This window comes from Vibrio sp. Isolate24 (assembly GCF_022398215.1).
Classification (GTDB): Bacteria; Pseudomonadota; Gammaproteobacteria; order Enterobacterales; family Vibrionaceae; genus Vibrio; species Vibrio coralliilyticus_A.
The window spans coordinates 1,552,223-1,572,450 of sequence record NZ_JAKEUU010000001.1 but is presented as its reverse complement, the minus strand read 5'-3'; the positions used below and the strand labels follow the sequence as shown (position 1 = coordinate 1,572,450).

Annotated in this window: 21 protein-coding genes; 18 read left to right on the top strand and 3 right to left on the bottom strand. The window is 45.3% G+C overall.

The window, feature by feature from the left end; genetic code table 11:
* The first annotated feature begins 5 nt into the window (after positions 1–5).
* From frsA to pgpA, 12 genes are all read left to right on the top strand, one after another.
* A complete protein-coding gene (gene frsA / locus L1D23_RS07010) occupies positions 6–1,253 on the top strand; it encodes an esterase FrsA (RefSeq protein WP_239838420.1) in 1,248 nt (415 codons plus the stop codon).
* Between the two features lie 121 nt (positions 1,254–1,374).
* Positions 1,375–1,764: a sigma factor-binding protein Crl gene (gene crl, locus L1D23_RS07005; RefSeq protein ID WP_239838419.1), complete on the top strand. Its 390-nt coding sequence runs from the start codon at positions 1,375–1,377 to the stop codon at positions 1,762–1,764.
* Positions 1,765–1,942: 178 nt separating this feature from the next.
* Positions 1,943–3,076: a glutamate 5-kinase gene (proB, locus tag L1D23_RS07000; protein WP_239838418.1), complete on the top strand. Its 1,134-nt coding sequence runs from the start codon at positions 1,943–1,945 to the stop codon at positions 3,074–3,076.
* Positions 3,077–3,090: 14 nt separating this feature from the next.
* A complete protein-coding gene (locus L1D23_RS06995) occupies positions 3,091–4,341 on the top strand; it encodes a glutamate-5-semialdehyde dehydrogenase (protein WP_239865019.1) in 1,251 nt (416 codons plus the stop codon).
* 228 nt (positions 4,342–4,569) lie between these two features.
* Positions 4,570–5,019 carry a transcriptional regulator NrdR gene (gene nrdR, locus L1D23_RS06990; RefSeq protein ID WP_239838416.1) on the top strand — a complete coding sequence of 150 codons (450 nt, stop codon included), beginning with the start codon at positions 4,570–4,572 and terminating at the stop codon, positions 5,017–5,019.
* A 14-nt stretch (positions 5,020–5,033) separates the two neighbouring features.
* Positions 5,034–6,140, top strand: coding sequence for a bifunctional diaminohydroxyphosphoribosylaminopyrimidine deaminase/5-amino-6-(5-phosphoribosylamino)uracil reductase RibD (gene ribD / locus L1D23_RS06985; protein WP_239865018.1), 1,107 nt, complete (start codon positions 5,034–5,036; stop codon positions 6,138–6,140).
* 2 nt (positions 6,141–6,142) lie between these two features.
* Positions 6,143–6,793 carry a riboflavin synthase gene (locus tag L1D23_RS06980; protein ID WP_239865016.1) on the top strand — a complete coding sequence of 217 codons (651 nt, stop codon included), beginning with the start codon at positions 6,143–6,145 and terminating at the stop codon, positions 6,791–6,793.
* An 80-nt stretch (positions 6,794–6,873) separates the two neighbouring features.
* Positions 6,874–7,983 carry a bifunctional 3,4-dihydroxy-2-butanone-4-phosphate synthase/GTP cyclohydrolase II gene (gene ribBA / locus L1D23_RS06975; protein ID WP_239838413.1) on the top strand — a complete coding sequence of 370 codons (1,110 nt, stop codon included), beginning with the start codon at positions 6,874–6,876 and terminating at the stop codon, positions 7,981–7,983.
* 178 nt (positions 7,984–8,161) lie between these two features.
* Positions 8,162–8,632: a 6,7-dimethyl-8-ribityllumazine synthase gene (gene ribE, locus L1D23_RS06970; RefSeq protein ID WP_006957919.1), complete on the top strand. Its 471-nt coding sequence runs from the start codon at positions 8,162–8,164 to the stop codon at positions 8,630–8,632.
* Positions 8,632–9,099, top strand: coding sequence for a transcription antitermination factor NusB (gene nusB / locus L1D23_RS06965; protein ID WP_006957918.1), 468 nt, complete (start codon positions 8,632–8,634; stop codon positions 9,097–9,099). Before ribE ends, nusB begins: the two co-directional genes overlap by 1 nt.
* 66 nt (positions 9,100–9,165) lie before the next feature.
* Positions 9,166–10,140, top strand: a complete 975-nt coding sequence (gene thiL / locus L1D23_RS06960) for a thiamine-phosphate kinase (protein WP_239865014.1) — start codon at positions 9,166–9,168, stop codon at positions 10,138–10,140.
* Between the two features lie 4 nt (positions 10,141–10,144).
* Complete coding sequence (gene pgpA, locus L1D23_RS06955; RefSeq protein ID WP_239865012.1) at positions 10,145–10,651, top strand: phosphatidylglycerophosphatase A; 507 nt, start codon at positions 10,145–10,147, stop codon at positions 10,649–10,651.
* Between the two features lie 88 nt (positions 10,652–10,739).
* On the opposite strand, the gene L1D23_RS06950 is transcribed toward pgpA, so the two are convergent.
* From L1D23_RS06950 to map, 3 genes are all read right to left on the bottom strand, one after another.
* Entirely contained in the window at positions 10,740–11,123 is a 384-nt protein-coding gene (locus tag L1D23_RS06950) for a DUF3461 family protein (protein WP_239865010.1), read from the bottom strand.
* A 146-nt stretch (positions 11,124–11,269) separates the two neighbouring features.
* On the bottom strand, positions 11,270–13,891 hold the full coding sequence (gene glnD / locus L1D23_RS06945; protein ID WP_239865008.1) for a bifunctional uridylyltransferase/uridylyl-removing protein GlnD: 2,622 nt from the start codon (positions 13,889–13,891) through the stop codon (positions 11,270–11,272).
* A gap of 110 nt (positions 13,892–14,001) precedes the next feature.
* Entirely contained in the window at positions 14,002–14,880 is an 879-nt protein-coding gene (gene map / locus L1D23_RS06940; RefSeq protein WP_239865006.1) for a type I methionyl aminopeptidase, read from the bottom strand.
* Positions 14,881–15,242: 362 nt separating this feature from the next.
* Here map and rpsB point away from each other — a divergent pair, with 362 nt between their 5' ends.
* From rpsB to L1D23_RS06910, 6 genes are all read left to right on the top strand, one after another.
* A complete protein-coding gene (gene rpsB / locus L1D23_RS06935; RefSeq protein ID WP_006957912.1) occupies positions 15,243–15,971 on the top strand; it encodes a 30S ribosomal protein S2 in 729 nt (242 codons plus the stop codon).
* A 132-nt stretch (positions 15,972–16,103) separates the two neighbouring features.
* Entirely contained in the window at positions 16,104–16,946 is an 843-nt protein-coding gene (tsf, locus tag L1D23_RS06930; RefSeq protein ID WP_239865004.1) for a translation elongation factor Ts, read from the top strand.
* Between the two features lie 176 nt (positions 16,947–17,122).
* Positions 17,123–17,854 (top strand): UMP kinase, encoded by a 732-nt coding sequence (pyrH, locus tag L1D23_RS06925; RefSeq protein WP_239838406.1) that lies wholly within the window; start codon positions 17,123–17,125, stop codon positions 17,852–17,854.
* Positions 17,855–17,955: 101 nt separating this feature from the next.
* Positions 17,956–18,513, top strand: coding sequence for a ribosome recycling factor (frr, locus tag L1D23_RS06920; protein ID WP_239838405.1), 558 nt, complete (start codon positions 17,956–17,958; stop codon positions 18,511–18,513).
* A 96-nt stretch (positions 18,514–18,609) separates the two neighbouring features.
* Positions 18,610–19,365 (top strand): isoprenyl transferase, encoded by a 756-nt coding sequence (locus L1D23_RS06915; RefSeq protein ID WP_239838404.1) that lies wholly within the window; start codon positions 18,610–18,612, stop codon positions 19,363–19,365.
* An 11-nt stretch (positions 19,366–19,376) separates the two neighbouring features.
* On the top strand, positions 19,377–20,219 hold the full coding sequence (locus tag L1D23_RS06910; RefSeq protein ID WP_239865002.1) for a phosphatidate cytidylyltransferase: 843 nt from the start codon (positions 19,377–19,379) through the stop codon (positions 20,217–20,219).
* Positions 20,220–20,228: the final 9 nt, after the last annotated feature.

The window sequence follows — 20,228 nt, the reverse complement described above, 5'->3', positions numbered from 1 at the left end:
TCATTATGTCTGAAGAAGTGAGCAAAAACCTGTCAGAAACACTGTTCACCAACCATAAGCAAGCGCGAGAAACGTCCTCATTAACTCAATACATGCCCAGTAGCCAAGAATTACTAGACAAGCGGCGTGAAGAAGAGGGCTTTAAGTGGTACCGAAATCTGCGTCGTATGCAGTGGGTATGGCAGGGATTAGATCCTATTGAAATCGAAGCTGTTCTGGCAAAAATCGCCTCTTCTAAACATTCAAGGACTCATGATGAGTGGCTGGATACCGTCATGGGCTATCACAGCGGTAACTGGACTTATGAGTGGACCAAGCTGGGGATGCTGCATAACAAGCGCTCTCATGAACTCAAGGGTGAAGAAGCCGCGGATGAGCTGTTCAATGCGTCCTTGTGTTTTAGTATTGCCGGTTACCCCCATTTGAAAAACGATAACTTAGCTATACAGGCTCAAGTACTGGCTAGCAATGCTTATACAGAAGCGGCAAAGAAAACAAAATATATCGTTAAGCAAATTGAAATTCCTTATCAGAACAAGCGCATTATTGCTCATCTTCATCTAACGAAAACGGATAAGCCTCAGCCTGTCGTAATCGTCAGCGCAGGGTTAGACAGCTTGCAAACTGACTTGTGGACGTTATTTCGCGATCACTTAGCCAAGAAAGACATCGCGATGTTGACTGTTGATATGCCCTCGATTGGCCATAACAGTCACTGGACGCTCACAGAAGATACTTCGTGTCTGCATCAAGCGGTACTTAATGAGCTGTTTAATATTCCATGGGTAGATCATCACAGGGTCGGTTTGATTGGTTTCCGTTTTGGTGGCAATGCCATGGTTAGACTTTCATTCATGGAACCGGATAAGTTAAAAGCTTGTGTGAGCTTGGGTGCGCCGATTCACGATGTATTAGCATCACCAAAGAAACTGAAAAAAATGCCGAAAATGTACCTCGATGTACTGGCTTCACGATTGGGCAAAAATGTTGTCGACGTCAACAGTTTGGCGGGTCAGTTGATGGCTTGGTCACTTAAGGTTCAAGGCATTTTATCTAACCGTAAAACTAAGGTCCCTATTCTGGCAATGAGTCTCGAAAACGATCCTGTTTCTCCTTACAGTGATAATCAGCTTGTTGCCTTGTTCAGCGACTATGGGAAAGCGAAGAAAATCAGTGCAAAAACAATTACACAAGGATATGAGCAATCCCTCGATTTGGCGATTAAGTGGTTGGAGGACGAGCTAATTAGATGACAAATCTAATAAATTAGGCAACACTCATATAAGGGCAATACCCAAACTATGCAGTCCTGTTTATTTGCTCGTCATAACTACAACGAATAATCACAACAGATTTTGAATATGGAGATTCATTATGTCTGAACAGCCAAAGAGTCCAACTCATTACCGTTTGTTGTCTACACTGAAGGCCATTGGCCCTTATCTGAGAGAGCCTCAATGTGAAGAAGGACGATACTTGTTCGATTGTCTTTCTGTGTGTGTGAATGACAAAAAGTCGCCGGAAGAAAGAGAGTTCTGGGGATGGTGGTTAGAACTTGAACAACAAGGGCAAACATTCGCAGCTCGCTACCGCACTGGCCTCTACGATGGAAAGGGTGATTGGGTAGACGAGAAATTGCCTAAAAAAGCCATTGAAGAAGTATTTCGTACCCAAGAAGGTTTTCACCAAAAACTGCAGGAAACTCTAAAGACTCAATTCGGTATGAATGTCGATTTGCACAAGGAATCGGTTGAATTCGTCTAATTCTTTCCTCTTTATCATTTTCTCAAATAAAAAGGCGCTTAACGGCGCCTTTTCTGCTTGTGAATTTATGTTTTGATTGTTAAAACATCATGTCTAATAGCTAATTTGTCTCAGATTCTTGCGGTTATGCAGTCTGATGAGTAATTGGTGAACTCTTTATTTTCATAGCAGAAAGACAATGAATCAAAAATGCGGACAAGCAACACAGCGTCAAACTGTGGTTGTGAAACTGGGTACCAGTGTATTAACTGGTGGCACTTTGGCATTAGACAGAGCTCATATGGTTGAGCTAGCCCGCCAGTGTGCAGAGCTGAAAAAACTGGGCCATTCTGTGGTCATGGTATCGTCTGGCGCAATTGCTGCTGGGCGTGAGCACCTAGGTTACCCCGCATTGCCCAACTCTATGGCCAATAAACAATTGCTCGCGGCTGTTGGTCAAAGCCAATTGATCCAAACTTGGGAAGCTTTGTTTGGTATTTACGGCATTAAGATTGGCCAGATGTTGTTGACGCGGGCAGATATGGAAGACCGTGAACGGTTTTTGAATGCTCGGGACACCATTAATGCCTTAGTGGATAACAATATTATCCCTATTGTTAATGAAAATGACGCAGTCGCGACCAGTGAGATCAAAGTCGGTGATAATGACAACTTATCTGCGCTGGTTGGTATCTTGTGTGGCGCTGATAAATTGCTGTTACTGACCGATCAGAAAGGACTTTTCACGGCGGATCCACGCAAGGAACCAAGTGCTGAGCTGATAAAAGAAGTGAAAACCATTGATGATACATTGCGTAAGATCGCTGGCGGGAGTGGCACGACTTTAGGTACTGGTGGTATGGCCACTAAGTTACAAGCTGCGGATATTGCCCGCAGGGCAGGCATAGAAGTCATTATTGCCGCAGGCAGCGCTCCCAATGTGGTGTTTGATTCATTGGGTGATGAGCCTCAAGGTACTCGTTTCCTGCCAATTGAAGAAGCATTGGAAAGCCGTAAGCGATGGATTTTGGCTGGACCAGCGGCATCTGGCGATATTGTAATTGATGACGGTGCGGTGAAGGCTGTGATTGATAAAGGCAGCAGTTTATTAGCGAAAGGTGTAACTCAGGTGAGTGGCACATTTGCTCGCGGTGAAGTTGTAAGAGTGACAGACCAAACAGGCAGCTTAGTTGCACGTGGAATTTCCAGTTACTCTAGCCAAGACATGGCAAAGATCATCGGTAAGCACAGTAAAGATATTTTGGGAATTTTGGGTTATGACTATGGCAGCGAAGTGCTGCATCGTGACGATATGGTTGTGATTCAGGAGTAATTGAGGGAAAAATTGTGGAACTGATTTCGATGGGGAAAGCGGCGAAAGAGGCGGCTTTTCAACTAGCGACCGCGTCAACGGCGCAAAAAAACCATGCATTGGCTATCATTGCTGATGAGCTTGAAGCCAATGCTGAGACAATTCTGGCGGCGAATGCTAAAGATATTGAATTAGGCCGCAAAGCGGGGCTGACAGAGGCATTACTCGATCGCCTTTTGCTTAACGACACTCGCTTAGCGGGGATCGCCAACGATGTACGTAACGTCATTGGACTCAATGATCCTGTCGGCAGTGAAATAGACAGCAAAGTACTTGAAAATGGTATGTCTTTATCTCGTCGCCGAGTGCCTCTCGGTGTGGTCGGGGTCATTTATGAGGCGCGTCCAAATGTGACCATTGATATTGCTGCGTTGTGTCTGAAAACGGGAAACGCAAGCATTCTTCGTGGTGGTAAAGAAACCTTCTTCTCCAATATGGAACTGGTAAAGGTGATCCAATCGGCGCTTGCCAAAGCCGAATTGCCTGCGGCGGCAGTTCAATACATTGAAAAGCCAGACCGTGAACTGGTGTCTCAATTGCTAAAGCTGGATGACTACGTTGATATGATCATTCCACGAGGCGGGGCAGGGCTACACAAAATGTGTAAGGAAAACAGCACAATCCCTGTCATTATTGGTGGTTTCGGTATTAGCCATGTGTTTGTTGATGAAAGTGCTGATTTGGAAAAATCCCTTGAAGTGATAGAAAACGCGAAAGTGCAGCGTCCTTCTGCTTGTAATGCCTTAGACACCTTGCTAGTGCACCAAAATATTGCCTCAGAGTTTTTACCTATGCTCATCGCGAAAATGCAGGATAAGGTCACTTTTGTCGCAGAGCCTAAAGCAAAAGCATTGATGCAAGAAGCAAAAGACATTCGCGACAGTGCTGAGGGGGATTTCGATACCGAGTGGTTAAGTTACACATTGGGCGTCAAAGTGGTTGAAGATGTGAAACAGGCCATTGACCACATGCGGGTTCATAACGCGAGTCACTCCGATGCAATCATGACCAATAGCTTAGAAAACTCAGAGTTATTTATCAATTCTGCTGGTTCGGCAGCGGTTTATGTTAATGCTTCTACTCGTTTTACTGATGGTGCTCAGTTCGGCTTAGGGGCGGAAGTGGCGGTATCGACTCAGAAGCTACATGCCCGTGGACCGATGGGATTAGAAGAGCTCACCAGCTATAAATGGGTAGGGAAAGCAAACTATCTACCGCGTAGTTAACAAAACTCAGTAATCTTGAAATGAAAAGGGGCGATTTCGCCCCTTTTGCTTTTCTTCGCTTAAGCAAATCCGCTAAACTAGCAGCGATATACTCAAGTGACTTCGCTACGAGCTGACAGCTTATCCTGAAAGAGATTCTCATTCTTCTTGGTATTGAATTATGTGTTTTCATCCCCTGTAGTAATAAGATGAGGTAACGAGGTTTCTTGAGTATATGATGGAGGTGATATGCATTGTCCTTTTTGCTCTGAGAATGACACTAAAGTGATCGATTCTCGTCTGGTGGCTGACGGCCATCAGGTTCGCCGTCGCAGACAGTGTCTGGCCTGTAGCGAACGCTTTACTACATTTGAAACGGCTGAGTTAGTAATGCCTCGCGTAATTAAATCAAACGGAAACCGTGAGCCCTTCAATGAAGATAAGATGGTTGGTGGTTTGCAACGCGCCTTGGAAAAACGTCCAGTGAGTGCTGATTCTGTTGAACTGGCGATTAGTATGATTAAATCTCAGTTGCGCGCTACAGGTGAGCGTGAAGTACCAAGCGAAATGATTGGTAATTTGGTCATGGACCAGCTTAAAGAGTTAGACAAAGTAGCCTATATTCGTTTTGCATCTGTTTATCGCAGTTTCGAAGACATTCGTGAATTTGGTGAAGAAATCGCCAAACTGGAAGATTAACGGTTAACTTGACCATGTCGGAATTCACTTCTCAAGATTACCAAATGATGTCGCGTGCTATTGAAATAGCCAAAGGCGGTATCTACACCACTGCACCTAATCCCAATGTTGGGTGTGTCATTACCCTTAATGGCCAGATTGTTGGTGAAGGCTTTCATTATCGGGCCGGAGAACCTCATGCTGAAGTGCATGCGCTGAGAATGGCGGGTGAACAGTCTGTTGGCGCGACAGCGTATGTCACGTTGGAGCCGTGTTCTCATTATGGGCGAACGCCTCCTTGTGCGGAAGGGTTGATTAAAGCCAAGGTGGCGAAAGTAATCTGTGCAATGGAAGACCCCAACCCTCAAGTTTCTGGACGTGGCATTAAAATGTTGCGAGAGGCGGGCATTGAGGTGCTGGTGGGGTTACTAGAAAGCGATGCGCACGCACTCAATCCTGCCTTCATTAAACGAATGCAAACTGGGATGCCATATGTGCAGTTGAAAATGGCGGCGAGCCTAGATGGTCAAACGGCACTGAGTAATGGTCAGAGCCAGTGGATCACGTCTCCACAGGCAAGACAAGACGTGCAGAACTACCGTGCTCAAGCGGGAGCCATCTTATCGACCAGCAAAACCGTCATTGAGGATAATGCGTCATTGAATGTTCGTTGGTCTGAGTTACCTGAATCTGTGCAAGTTAAGTTGCCCGAGAGTGAAGTCCGTCAACCCGTGAAAGTGATCATGGATCGTCAAAACCAACTAACTGCGGATCTTAAATTGTACTCGACTGATGGCAAAAGAATTGTTGTGTCTCAACAAGGTGACTTGGCACCTTTACTCAATGAGGCTAATCAGATCGATTTAACATCCACATTTGAAAAGTTAGCTGCTCACCACAATATTAATCATCTCTGGGTTGAAGCGGGGCCGACTTTAGCTAGCAGCCTAATCAATGAAGACTTAGTTGATGAACTTGTGCTCTACCTAGCACCTAAGATTATGGGTAGTGATGGCCGAGGTTTATTTGGTGAACTAGGGCTTGAGTCGATGGCGGAAGTCATTGATTTAGACATCCAAGATGTCAGGCAAGTCGGTGAGGATATCCGCATTGTCGCCCGCCCTAAAAAGAAAGAATCGTAATTATGTTTACAGGAATTATTGAAGCTGTTGGTACGCTGACAGCCATTACCCCTAAAGGTGAAGACATTAGTGTTACTGTTGATGTGGGTAAGCTGGATATGTCCGATGTTAAGTTGGGCGACAGTATCGCGACCAATGGTGTGTGTCTCACGGTCGTGGATTTTACCTCGACTAGCTATAGTGCAGATTTGTCGCTCGAAACGCTGAGTAAAACCGGATTTACCGATTATCAGGTCGGAGGTAAGGTCAACCTTGAGAAAGCCATGCTGCCGACCACTCGATTTGGCGGACACATCGTTTCTGGTCATGTGGATGGCGTTGGTGAGATTATTGAACGCAATCAAGTAGGTCGAGCGATTGAGTTCTGGGTCTCCATGCCTGAAGAACTGTCAAAGTATGTGGCAGAGAAAGGTTCTGTCACCGTTGATGGTATCAGTTTGACGGTGAATGATCTGCGCAAGAATGCTTTCAAACTGACTATAGTGCCGCATACGGGGGAAGAAACGACCATCGCAGATTTTCACGTTGGACGAAAAGTGAATTTGGAAGTGGACGTATTAGCTCGTTATATGGAGCGTTTACTGACCAGTCAAAAAGAGCAGCCAGAATCGCGTTTGACTATGGAGTTTCTCCAGCAAAACGGTTTTGCATAAATTAACCGACGCCCAGCCTAAAACGCTGGGCGTTGGCACAGAATAAAGTCGCCAAGAGCCCAGATAACAGGAACAGAGAAATGCCAATTAGTACGCCTCAAGAAATCATCGAAGACATCCGCTTAGGTAAAATGGTCATCCTGATGGATGATGAAGATCGTGAAAATGAAGGCGATCTGATCATGGCTGCCGAACATGTCACGCCGGAAGCGATTAACTTTATGGCGACTCATGGTCGTGGCCTGATTTGTTTGACCATGACTAAAGAGCGCTGTGAGCGACTTGGCTTACCTCCTATGGTTCAGGATAACAATGCTCAGTACACTACAAACTTCACTGTGTCTATTGAAGCGGCAGAAGGGGTTACCACGGGCATTTCTGCCGCTGATCGTGCTCGTACTGTACAAGCAGCGGTGGCCAAAGACGCTAAGGCTGCTGACTTAGTCCAGCCTGGGCATATTTTCCCGCTTGCCGCGCAGGAAGGTGGAGTGTTGACTCGCGCAGGCCATACCGAAGCGGGGTGTGATTTGGCGCGTTTAGCTGGCCTTGAACCTTCAGGCGTGATTGTTGAAATCCTCAATGATGATGGCACCATGGCTCGACGCCCAGATTTAGAAATCTTTGCTGAAAAACATGGCATTAAGTTGGGGACGATTGCTGATTTAATTGAGTACCGCAACAACACTGAAACCACCATTGAGCGTGTTGCACAGTGCAAGCTGCCAACAGAATATGGTGAATTTGAGTTGGTCACATTCCGTGACACGATTGATAATCAGATTCACTATGCCCTTTGCAAAGGAGAGGTTAACGGTCAAGTCCCATTGGTGCGAGTGCATTTGCAAGACACCTTTACGGATCTACTGCGTAGTGATCGCAATGCAGAAAGAAGCTGGACGCTGGACAAAGCCATGAAACGCATTGGTGAAGAAGGTGGTGTTCTGGTGATCCTAGGGAATGAAGAGTCTACTGAATTGCTCATTCATCGCGTAAAAATGTTTGAAGCTCAGGATAAAGGCGAAGCGCCGACTTTGGCTAAGAAGCAGGGGACATCACGACGTGTAGGCGTAGGTTCTCAGATCCTAGCTGATTTGGGTGTGCATGACATGCGCCTGCTTTCGTCAACCAATAAGAAATACCACGCACTGGGTGGTTTTGGCCTCAATGTGGTCGAATACGTTTGCGAGTAAGCAGGGCGAATATTTGTAGATAACTTCGGAAGGCAGTAGGTGACGAACCTATTGCCTTCTGTGTTTTTTAGAGCCATTCAGCTAATTGAGTAATGCTAAATTTCCATTAGATATTGCTCACAGATTTGTGCTAGAATCCGGCGATTCTCACTTGATGAACATAGTTAAAGGAAGGCTTATGAAAGTGATCGAGGGTGGCTTCCCAGCGCCAAACGCAAAAATTGCTATCGTTATTTCTCGTTTCAACAGTTTTATTAACGAAAGTCTATTGTCTGGTGCAATCGATACTTTAAAGCGTCATGGACAAATCAGCGAAGATAACATCACTGTTGTTCGTTGTCCGGGTGCGGTTGAACTTCCATTGGTCGCTCAGCGCGTAGCAAAAACAGGCAAGTTTGATGCGATTGTATCATTGGGCACTGTTATTCGTGGCGGCACACCTCATTTTGACTATGTTTGTAGTGAATGTAACAAAGGCCTTGCGCAAGTGTCTCTGGAATACAGTCTTCCAGTGGCGTTTGGTGTATTGACCGTTGATACAATTGACCAAGCTATCGAGCGCGCAGGAACCAAGGCTGGTAATAAAGGTGCAGAGGCTGCACTAAGCGCACTTGAAATGATTAACGTTTTATCAGAAATCGATTCCTAATGGGGGCCAGTGTGAAACCAGCCGCACGTCGTAATGCACGTCGATTCGCTCTACAAGCGATCTACTCATGGCAAATTACTAAAGAGAATGTTGCCACTATTGAAGAGCAGTTTTTATCTGGTGGTAAGTATGATGAAGAAGAACATCATGCGGCAGAACCAGCGCTTGTTGCACCAGATACTGACGTTGCATACTTCCGTGACCTGCTAACAGGTGTTGTGCTAAGTCACACAGAGCTAGACAGCAAGATTCGTCCTTATACGGCACGTCCAATGCAAGATTTGGATATGATGGAGCTGGCTTTGCTTCGTCTTGCAATGTATGAAATGACACGTCGTGAAGATGTGCCATACAAAGTGGTGATCAACGAAGCTATCGAGCTAGCGAAAGTGTTCGCTGCGGAAGAGAGCCACAAGTTTGTCAATGGTGTGCTGGATAAAGCCGCACCGCACGTTCGCAAAAAATAAGCCGAATTGATAGAAAAAGGTCAGCACACGCTGACCTTTTTTATGCCTAACGTTACATTGAGTACTATGTCTGGTGAATTTAATTTAATCGAAAAGTATTTTGTCGGCCGTCAGCCTTCGCGTAAAGATGTCCTATTAGCTGCTGGGGATGATTGTGCTTTAGTCAAAGTGCCGGAAGGGCTGTCCGTTGCGATCAGTACGGACACCTTAGTTTCGGGGACGCATTTTCTCGCTGATGCCAACCCGGCTTGGGTCGCGCACAAAGCACTGGCTTCCAATATTAGTGATTTAGCCGCAATGGGAGCCACACCAGCTTGGGTCTCGTTTGCATTGACGATGCCAGAAGCTGATGAAGCATGGTTAGCCCCTTTCTGTGAGGCGTTCTTTGAACTCGCAAACTATTATGGGATTCAACTGATAGGCGGTGATACGACTAAAGGGCCGTTGAGCTTAACACTGACGGTGCAAGGTTTGGTTGATCCTGATAAAGCTTTACGTCGTGATGGTGCTCAGGTCGGAGATTGGATTTACGTAACGGGAGATTTAGGGGATAGTAAAGCGGGGCTGGATGTGATTCTTGATGCGACACAGCGCACAAAGCCATTTGCGAAGGAGCTCGAGCAGCGCCATTATCTGTCTACACCTCGTGTTTTGGCTGGCCAGGCTTTGCTTAATTTAGCAAGTTCAGCAATTGATATTTCCGATGGCCTTATTTCTGATTTAAAACATATTCTCAAATGCTCTTCTGTTGGAGCAAGCCTTGACGTTGCTTTGTTACCTGTCTCTAATGAGTTGATTCAATTCTCTGGTTCATTAACCACAGCTCAACAATATGCTTTGTCTAGTGGAGAAGAGTACGAATTGTGTTTTACTGTACCAGAGCAAAACAAAGGCTCAATTGACAGTGCGCTCGCCCACTGCGGAGCTAAAATCAGCTGTATCGGTCAGATTCGTCCGGAAGGGACGTTTGATCTGCATCATCAGGGACAGGCATTAGATTGGGCCCTACAAGGCTATGACCATTTCAACCACAATAAGTAATTTCATGACAAACCCACTATCATTTATTTCTCTTAAAAACCCTTGGCATCTGCTGGCAACAGGCTTTGGCAGTGGGTTATCCCCTATAATCCCTGGTACGATGGGGACTTTGGCTGCAATTCCATTTTACTTACTTTTGGTTCAGCTTCCCTTGCCTATGTATATTGTTGCGGTAATCGCCGCTTGTTTTATAGGTATCAAGGTATGCCAAGTGACATCGGATGACATGGGGGTTCATGACCATGGGGCCATTGTGTGGGATGAGTTTGCGGGCTTTTGGATCACTATGTTGGTCGTACCGTTGTTTCAACAGTCAAGCACTGATTGGAAATGGCTATTAACAGGGTTTGTTCTGTTTCGTTGCTTCGATATGATTAAGCCATGGCCTATCAGTTGGTTGGATGCTCGAGTACATGGTGGTTTCGGCATTATGCTCGATGATATTGTGGCTGGTGTGATGGCGGGGATCGCGCTTTACTTGGTCGGTAAGTACGCCGGCTGGCTAGTTTAGGAGCTATTTCTCATCCAATCATGTTTTAACTATGAACATAAAAATTGAAAAGGGTTGGTATTTATACCAACCCTTTGAATCATTTAATCTACTTCAGCTTTTCTAGATCCGCTTCGATTTCTGTGATTTTGCTTGAGACCACTTTCTCTAAGTGGCGCAGGTCAGAAAGAATTTTCTGTTTTATATCCACTTCAGCCAGCTGCTCTGGTTTAGTCAGTTTATTCAGCTCATCAATTACCAAGGTTAGGTTACGATTGATTTCTGTCACTTCCTTGTATTTATGGCTGCCACCATCAACAAGAACGTTTTTAACCTGGCGAGGGTATTTGAACTTCACGCTCTTAGCGAACAGTTCCCCTTTCTGCTTGTGGAAATAGATCTTTAACACATCCTTGTGCGCTTCTTGGCGTAGTGAATAGCGCTCAATCTGTTTAGGATCTTGAATACCTAAACCAGTGAGGTGTGGAAACATAGGCTACCTCTTTGTGTTGATTCAAAATCACCCTGTGGACTTATGCTCAGGGTGTACAAATATTGTTAACATCAATAATGTAGCAGCCTAATCACGTTGTAGATAGCTGATTTTTAGAGCGCCTGTGCAACTTGTGGGCAAGATCGCTAAGGGGCGAGCTCTGCCACATTCGCGATTAGGCTTTCTCTCAATTGGGCTTCTTGCTCTTCAGTCAGTTTTCCGCCTTGTTCACTGGTAATAATAAATAAGTCTTCCGCTCGTTCGCCGATAGTAGTGATTTTGGCGGCGTGGAGGTGAAGGGAGAGGTCAGCAAAGGTCGCTCCTACCGTGGCGAGCAATCCGGGGGTATCTAAGGCGACAAACTCCATTAATGTGCGTTTTTTGCTTTTTGTTGGCAGAAAATCTACGCACGTTTTTACCTTAAAGTGCTGTAAGTTCCTTGGTACGCGGCGGGTTTTTATCTTGGTTGGGCGCCCGTCTTGCAGTACGTGCATTAAGTGCTTAATGACTGCTTTGTGTCGGTTCTCATCAATTACTTGTCCATGTTGGTCCAAGACCATAAAGGTGTCCAGAACATAGCCATCTTTACTGGTCATTACCTGTGCATCGTGCACATTAAAATTTCTCCTATCTAGCTCAGCGACCACGGTTGCAAACAGAGCATGTTGATCACGGCTGTAGACAAACACTTCTGTTCCCCCACGAGTGGCTTTCTTGGAAATCAGTATTAGAGGTTTGGAGTGGTCGTCATGGCGAAGTAGATGAGTACAGTGCCAAGCAATTTGCTTGTGGGTATGACGAAGGAAGTAATCCGCTTTGAAGCGTTGCCATAGCACTTCTATTTCACGTGCGTTAAAGCCTTCTTTGCGTAGCAAAGCGGAGGCCAGTTGCTGGTTATGGCGGATTCGTTCCCGAACGTCGACAGGATTCTCTAGGCCTCTGCGAAGCGCCCTTTGCGTCGAATAAAACAGCTCAGCTAAAAGCGTTCGTTTCCAACTGTTCCATAACTCTGGGTTAGTAGCGCAAATATCGGCTACTGTTAAGCAAACCAAGTACTCAAGATACTCTTCGTCACGCACCTTTTTGGCAAACTCAGTAATCACTTCTGGATCATAAATATCACGGCGCTGTGCTGTCACTGACATCAATAGGTGATGTCTCACTAGCCAAGCCACTAATTTGGCTTCTGGTTTGGACAGGCCGTGCTCGATGCAGAAATCGTACGCTTCGCTTTCGCCTATAACTGAATGGTCACCACCACGCCCTTTACCGATATCATGAAAAATGGCGGCGATGATCAGTAGTTCTTTCTTCTGAATACGTGGGTAGACTTCACAGCATATAGGGTGCTTATCGTAATTTTCCGGGTTGGCAAAAGTGTTGATGTGTTTTAGTAGCCTCACACTGTGTTCATCAACGGTGTATACATGAAACAAATCAAACTGCATTTGACCGACGATTTGGCTCCATTGCGGGAGATAAGCGGCAAGAACACCGAGTTTATGCATCAAGCTAAATGCTTTATGTAGCGCGTTTGGATGTCGACAAAGTTCAATAAAGGTTTCTCGTGCTTCTGGAATCGTATGGAGGAATTTATTGAGGCGTCGTCGTGCCGTACGCAGTTGGCGAAGAGTCGGTGGAGCGACCCCTTCGATGCTTGAATCATTGGCAATGTGCAGGAACATATCAAGAATGGTTTCTGGGCGAGCCTGAAACAACGCAGGTTTGCGGGCTTCGATCAAGTGCCCGCGACGTTGAAAGTCATCGCTGAGAATTTCGGGTTCACTTTCGATGCCATTGTTGAGAATCGCTTGATCAAATAGCTTGAGTAGCATTTTATTCAATTCTGCCACACGCCTCAGTGTGCGGTAGAACTCTTTCATCATCATTTCGACCCCGCGGTTTCCTTCGCCTTCAAAGCCAAGGCATTCCGCGACCTGAGCCTGATGAGCAAAAGTCAGCCGATTGTCATATCTTTTTAGCTGTAAATGGAGCGCAAAACGCACTCGCCATAAATAATCCTGACACTCGACGAGCTCTCGATATTCCGCATCGGTTAAAAAACCATATTTGCTCATTTCTAGCAAAGAGGTAGCACCGAAGTGGCGGCGTGCTACCCAGCTTAGTGTGTGAATATCTCTTAGCCCACCGGGTGTTGATTTGATATCCGGTTCAAGGTTATAAGTCGTGTCATGATATCGAGCATGGCGATCTCGCTGCTCCTGTACTTTGGCTTTATAGAATGTTTCGCTCGGCCAAAAGGAGTCAGAATGCATTTCCAGTTTTAGTTTTTGGAACGTCTCTTCACAGCCGCACAGCAGCCTTGCCTCCTGAAGGTTGGTCGCAACGGTGAGATCGTCTCGTCCAATGGCGGCACACTGCTCGACGGTTCGCACTGCGTGGCCGATTTCTAATTTTAAATCCCATAGTAGAGTAATGAACTCACTGACTTTACTGGCTAGAGCGTCAGACAGGGAGTGTCGAGACACAACTAAGATATCGATATCAGACAGAGGGTGAAGCTCTCCTCTTCCATAACCACCAACGGCAACCAAACTGATATTCGGTAGCTCAGAGAAACCAAAGTGTTGCCAGAGTCGATTAAGGAGTAAGTCTATATAGTCAGAGCGACCTAAGACGAGATCCGTTACTGGATGGTGATTGAGAAACTCTTGTTTCTGGTAGAAGTAAAATTGCTCAAGTTGAGACTTTAGTTCATTAATTGAAATCTGCTCATCAGCAAATGTCAAAGGAGACTGAAAGGGCATACTGCAAATCCGTGCGAAACATCCATTAGATACCAATCTAACAAAATGAGGCAGATAAAAAAATATCCCCAATGATGTGGGGATATTTTATCGAACTCAGCGGGGTAAACTTAAACGTTGTTCATCATACGTGGAATTGTGTCATCACTGCGCAGCGTCATCACTTCACAGCCATTTTTAGTCACTAAAATGGTGTGCTCGTACTGGGCTGATTTTTTACCGTCTCCAGTGTACACAGTCCAGTCATCCTCCGCATCAACCGTCACGCCAAACTTACCAGCGTTGATCATAGGTTCGATGGTGAAACACATCCCTTCTTTTAGTACGCGGCGATCGTTGTTTTTGTAATGAACTATCTGTGGCTCTTCATGGAACTCACTGCCAATACCGTGACCGCAGAAGTCTTTGACGATCGAGAACTTATTCCGTGGGTTCTTTTTGTTGTTTTCTTTAATGTATTTCTCTATCGCTGTACCGATATCACCAACCGTAGCTCCTGGCTTCACCTTACGCATACCGACATAGAGTGCTTCCTGAGTCACCATACACAAGCGCTTATCCGCTGGAGACACATCACCAACGAAGAACATTTTAGAAGTGTCGCCGTGATAACCTTGTGGGCGTACGCTGAGGTCGGCATTATCATCATTAGGTATGATTACAGTGATATCGACGTTGATGATATCGCCGTTTTTAAGGACAGCAGGTTTGGGCTGGCCATTACTGCCAATTTCATCTTGCGATGCTGGGATACCATGACACACAATATGGTTGATAGATGTGCAAATTGACTTTGGGAATCCATGATAATCAAGTGGTGCGGAATAGGCGCCTTTTTCAATCCCGTAGTCGTGACAAATTTGGTTGAGCTCATCCGTTGTAACCCCTTCTTTAATATGGGGTTCGATCATTTCAAGGATCTCTGCGGCTAACGCGCCTGCGATACGCATACGTTCGATTTCTTCAGCGGTTTTAATCTTGATTGACATCGGCTTTCTCTATTTCATTCGGTAGCACTCTTTGGTGCGAATGGGCGCATTCTATCAGGAACCACAACTAATGAGAATGATTCTTCATGAAGCTTTGTACGCATATCGGGTGGTTTAGAGTTAGTCGTCATAAGTGATAATCGTTTTTTTACTAGTCACAGAGGGTGAAAATATGGTATAAAGCGCGCCGGAAATGTGGTCAGTTCTCTTCACTTCTTTTTGAAATCGGCGAAGCTGGTCAGTTCCACATAAACTTTTATCTTTAAATCACACACATTCCGTCACATATTCCGGGGTGCTGGGCAGAAGCCTAGTCGGAGTTATGGGGGATGTGGAGGCCTAACCCCATAGAGGATTTTAAAATGGCAACTGTATCAATGCGCGATATGCTTAAAGCTGGTGTTCACTTCGGTCACCAGACTCGTTACTGGAACCCAAAAATGAAGCCATTCATCTTTGGTGCTCGTAACAAAGTTCATATCATCAACCTAGAAAAAACTGTACCAATGTTCAACGACGCTCTAGCTGAGCTAGCTAAAGTTGGCGAAAAGAAAGGTAAAGTTCTATTTGTAGGTACTAAGCGCGCTGCATCTGAAGCTGTTAAAGAAGCTGCTGTTGCAAGCAACCAGTTCTACGTTAACAACCGCTGGTTAGGCGGTATGCTAACAAACTACAAAACTGTTCGTCAGTCTATCAAGCGTCTAAAAGACCTAGAAGCACAGTCTCAAGACGGTACTTTTGACAAGCTAACTAAGAAAGAAGCTCTAATGCGTACTCGCGAAATGGAGAAGCTAGAGAAATCTCTTGGTGGTATCAAAGATATGGGCGGCCTACCAGACGCTCTATTCGTAATCGACGCTGATCACGAGCACATCGCAGTTAAAGAAGCAAACAACCTAGGTATCCCAGTTTACGCTGTAGTTGATACTAACTCTAACCCAGATGGCGTTGACTTCGTTATCCCTGGTAACGATGACGCAATCCGTGCGGTACAGCTATACCTAAACGCTGCTGCTTCTGCAGTAACTGAAGGTCGTAACAAAGATGTTGCTGCAGCTGCTGAAAAAGACGGTTTCGTAGAAGCTGAATAATAGCGGCTCCGCGTCACACTTGGTCTATGTGAAATCTAGTTGTCGCATAAACTAAGTTATAGTTATCAGCAGGGGCCGAAAATGTAGGCCCCTGTTTTTTACCAAATCCAGATTTAAACTGAGGAATAGAGAATGGCTGTTACTGCTGCTCTAGTTAAAGAACTGCGCGACCGTACTGGCGCAGGCATGATGGAATGTAAGAAAGCGCTAGTTGAAACTAACGGCGACGTTGAACTAGCAATCGAAAATATGCGTAAATCGGGTGCTGCGAAAGCTGCTAAGAAAGCAGGTAACGTTGCGGCTGAAGGTGCAATCATCATCAAAGAAGACAACGGTGTATCAGTTCTTCTTGAAGTTAACTGCCAAACTGACTTCGTTGCTAAAGATGCTAACTTCACTGCATTCGCAGAGAAAGTTGCAGCAGACGCTCTAGCATCTAAAGCTTCTATTGAAGAGCTAGTAGCTAAATTTGAAGAAGAGCGTGTTGCTCTTGTTGCTAAGATCGGCGAAAACATCAACATCCGTCGCGTTCAGTACGTTGAAGGTGCTGCAATCGCTTCTTACCGTCACGGTGAGAAAATCGGTGTAGTTGTTGCTGGTGAAGGCGACGCTGAAACTCTTAAGCACGTTGCAATGCACGTAGCGGCTTCTCGTCCAGAGTACGTAAACCCAGAAGACGTACCAGCTGACGTAGTTGAAAAAGAGAAGGCGGTTCAAGTAGAAATTGCGATGAACGAAGGCAAACCAGCTGAAATCGCAGAGAAAATGGTTGTTGGCCGCATGAAGAAATTCACAGGCGAAATCTCTCTGACTGGTCAAGCATTCGTTATGGAACCTAAGAAATCTGTAGGTGAAATCCTGAAAGAACGCGGTGCTTCAGTTGCAACATTCGTTCGTCTAGAAGTCGGTGAAGGTATCGATAAAGGCGAAGAAATGAGCTTCGCTGACGAAGTAGCAGCAGCTCAAAAAGGTTAATCCTTAGAGAAGCGCACAAAGTTTAGACCGTAGCCAAGGCTGCGGTCTTTTTACGATTGGCGTCTAAATGATTAATCGTGATGAATGGGCAAGAGAACAGCGTTTTTCACAAAAATAGATGCTTGTCCATTCATGACTGTTAATCAACAACAACTCTCTTTTGGAAGGTAAACTCCATGACTACGAACCCTAAACCAGCGTATCAACGTATTCTGTTAAAACTGAGTGGTGAAGCACTTCAAGGCGAAGAAGGTTTTGGTATTGATCCAGCGATCTTGGATCGTATGGCTCAAGAAGTAAAAGAACTGGTTGAACTAGGTGTTCAGGTAGGTGTGGTTATCGGTGGTGGTAACCTATTCCGTGGTGCAGGACTGGCTGAAGCGGGGATGAACCGTGTTGTTGGTGACCACATGGGTATGTTAGCAACAGTAATGAATGGTTTAGCGATGCGTGATGCTTTGCACCGTGCATACGTAAATGCTCGTGTTATGTCTGCAATCCCACTGAAAGGTGTGTGTGACGATTACAACTGGGCAGATGCCATCCGCGAACTGCGCCAAGGCCGTGTTGTTATCTTCTCAGCAGGTACAGGTAACCCATTCTTCACGACAGATTCAGCTGCATGTCTACGCGGAATTGAAATTGAAGCTGACGTAGTTCTAAAAGCGACAAAAGTTGATGGTGTATTTACGGCTGACCCTGTAGCCAACCCTGACGCAGAGCTGTATGATAAGCTTTCTTACGCAGAAGTTCTTGATAAAGAATTAAAAGTGATGGATTTAGCAGCATTTACACTGGCTCGTGACCACAAAATGCCTATCCGCGTATTCAATATGAACAAACCAGGTGCACTGCGTCGCGTGGTGATGGGTGAAGCAGAAGGTACTCTGATTAGCACTGCTGAATAATTCATTCAACCGCAGCGTGACTAATTCATGCTGCGGCATTGCCTTTTGAAGAATCCTGATTAGGCTTTCTTCTGAAAGAATTGCACATTTAAGGTGATATTGTGATTAACGAAATCAAACAAGACGCTCAAGAGCGCATGGAAAAAAGCGTAGAAGCGCTTAAGAATAACCTTTCTAAAGTACGCACAGGTCGTGCTCACCCGAGTTTACTGTCAGGTATTTCGGTAGAGTACTATGGTGCACCAACGCCTCTGAATCAGGTCGCAAACGTCGTCGCTGAAGATGCTCGTACTTTGGCAATCACAGTATTTGATAAAGAGCTAACGCCTAAAGTGGAAAAAGCGATCATGATGTCTGACCTAGGCTTAAACCCTATGTCTGCCGGCACTATTATTCGCGTTCCTCTACCACCGTTAACGGAAGAGCGTCGTAAAGACCTTGTTAAAATCGTTCGTGGTGAAGCTGAAGGTGGCCGTGTTGCGATTCGCAATATCCGTCGTGATGCGAATGGTGAACTTAAAGCACTACTAAAAGATAAAGAGATTTCTGAAGACGAAGATCGTAAAGGTCAGGAGGAGATTCAGAAAATCACCGACGCAGCTGTTAAGCAAGTCGATGAAGTATTAGCGGCAAAAGAAAAAGAGTTGATGGAAGTTTAATTCCATCCAGACTCTGGATACAGAGAACGCTGTGCTCGCAGCACAGCGTTTTTTTATGCTACTCTTTGTCCCCTGCTGGTAATCATAAATCCTTGTATGCAAAACTCTCAACTCTCACCAGAATCACTTCCTAAACACATTGCAATCATCATGGACGGCAACGGCCGATGGGCAAAAGCTCAGGGTAAACCGCGTGTCTTTGGTCATAAAAATGGTGTTGCTGCGGTTAGAAAAACCATTTCAACGTCTGCTAAATTGGGCATCAAGGCTGTCACTCTCTTTGCTTTTAGTAGTGAAAATTGGCGTCGACCTGAAGAGGAGGTTGGTGTTTTGATGGAGCTGTTCATTACGGTTCTATCGACAGAAGTGAAAAAGCTGCACAAAAACAATTTACGTTTACGTGTGATTGGCGACAAGAGCCGCTTTAATGAACGCCTACAGAAGAAGATAGCTCAAGCAGAAGCACTCACTGCCGGTAATAGTGGCATGGTGATCAATATTGCTGCGAACTACGGTGGCAAGTGGGACATTGTAGAGGCAACGAAAGAGATTGCCGCTAAAGTAGCCAACGGTGAGATCAGTGCAAATGAGGTGAATGAAGAGTTGGTTACTCAGCATTTAACGATGTCAGATTTGCCAGAAGTTGACTTGTTGATTAGAACCAGCGGTGAATGCCGTATTAGTAATTTTATGTTGTGGCAAATGGCTTATGCTGAAATGTACTTCACGCCAATTTACTGGCCTGAGTTCGATGAAAACAGCTTGATTGAAGCAGTGACTTGGTTTGTTAATCGAGAAAGACGATTTGGTTGCACCGGTGAACAAATCAAGGCATTGATGGAAAGCGATTAAAGGAATCAAGTTTGAAACAAAGAATTATAACCGCGCTTATCCTTGCTCCTTTAGTGATACTCGGCATTTTTGAATTATCGCTACCACTATTCATGCTCGCGATTGCTGCAGTGACTGCCATTGGTTATTGGGAATGGACTCAATTTGTCGAGCATAAAACACGTATAATGGCGTTAATTCCAAGCGTCGTAGTAAGTGTCGTCACTTTAATAGTGATTCCGTTTGATGCTCTAAGCTTAAATGCGGTAACGGAAAGCCACTTAACAGTGTTATTGATAGGCGGTTTATGGTGGGTTGCATCCAGCGGCTTAGCCATCACTTACCCCAATTCGGCCAAATTTTGGCAAAACTCGAACTTACTTCGCCATCTTTTTGGTATTTTGACACTACTACCCTTTTTTTGGAGTGTATTGCTACTGCGTGCCGAAGGCATCCACCAAGATACGTACCATGGCGCTAAGTTGGTTCTATTTGTGTGTTTTATTGTCTGGGCAGCAGACAGCGGTGCTTATTTCGCAGGAAAGAGCTTCGGCAAACGTAAAATGGCGCCTCATGTCAGCCCGAACAAGACCATTGAAGGTTTGGTTGGCGGTGTTGTGACGGCTATTATTGTTGCCTGGGCGACGGCTAACTGGTTTGAGATTGAATTTAGTAGCCCCATTGCGATGGTTATGATCACCTTAGTGACAGTGGTGATATCTGTGCTAGGTGATTTAGTGGAAAGTATGTTCAAGCGTGTTTCTGGTATTAAAGACAGCAGTAATATTATTCCAGGACACGGTGGTGTATTGGATCGCATTGACAGTTTGACCGCGGCTTTCCCGGTCTTTGCTCTTCTTTATTTTGTTTTCTAATTTTAGGCA

Coding starts and splice junctions, on each gene's coding strand:
- L1D23_RS06950 (WP_239865010.1), bottom strand. CDS start 11,123: ATGTTTCCACACCTCACTGGTTTAGGTATTCAAGATCCTAAACAGATT.
- nrdR (WP_239838416.1), top strand. CDS start 4,570: ATGCATTGTCCTTTTTGCTCTGAGAATGACACTAAAGTGATCGATTCT.
- pyrH (WP_239838406.1), top strand. CDS start 17,123: ATGACTACGAACCCTAAACCAGCGTATCAACGTATTCTGTTAAAACTG.
- ribE (WP_006957919.1), top strand. CDS start 8,162: ATGAAAGTGATCGAGGGTGGCTTCCCAGCGCCAAACGCAAAAATTGCT.
- rpsB (WP_006957912.1), top strand. CDS start 15,243: ATGGCAACTGTATCAATGCGCGATATGCTTAAAGCTGGTGTTCACTTC.
- ribD (WP_239865018.1), top strand. CDS start 5,034: ATGTCGGAATTCACTTCTCAAGATTACCAAATGATGTCGCGTGCTATT.
- ribBA (WP_239838413.1), top strand. CDS start 6,874: ATGCCAATTAGTACGCCTCAAGAAATCATCGAAGACATCCGCTTAGGT.
- proB (WP_239838418.1), top strand. CDS start 1,943: ATGAATCAAAAATGCGGACAAGCAACACAGCGTCAAACTGTGGTTGTG.
- L1D23_RS06915 (WP_239838404.1), top strand. CDS start 18,610: ATGCAAAACTCTCAACTCTCACCAGAATCACTTCCTAAACACATTGCA.
- map (WP_239865006.1), bottom strand. CDS start 14,880: ATGTCAATCAAGATTAAAACCGCTGAAGAAATCGAACGTATGCGTATC.
- nusB (WP_006957918.1), top strand. CDS start 8,632: ATGGGGGCCAGTGTGAAACCAGCCGCACGTCGTAATGCACGTCGATTC.
- glnD (WP_239865008.1), bottom strand. CDS start 13,891: ATGCCCTTTCAGTCTCCTTTGACATTTGCTGATGAGCAGATTTCAATT.
- frsA (WP_239838420.1), top strand. CDS start 6: ATGTCTGAAGAAGTGAGCAAAAACCTGTCAGAAACACTGTTCACCAAC.
- crl (WP_239838419.1), top strand. CDS start 1,375: ATGTCTGAACAGCCAAAGAGTCCAACTCATTACCGTTTGTTGTCTACA.
- L1D23_RS06980 (WP_239865016.1), top strand. CDS start 6,143: ATGTTTACAGGAATTATTGAAGCTGTTGGTACGCTGACAGCCATTACC.
- thiL (WP_239865014.1), top strand. CDS start 9,166: ATGTCTGGTGAATTTAATTTAATCGAAAAGTATTTTGTCGGCCGTCAG.
- tsf (WP_239865004.1), top strand. CDS start 16,104: ATGGCTGTTACTGCTGCTCTAGTTAAAGAACTGCGCGACCGTACTGGC.
- pgpA (WP_239865012.1), top strand. CDS start 10,145: ATGACAAACCCACTATCATTTATTTCTCTTAAAAACCCTTGGCATCTG.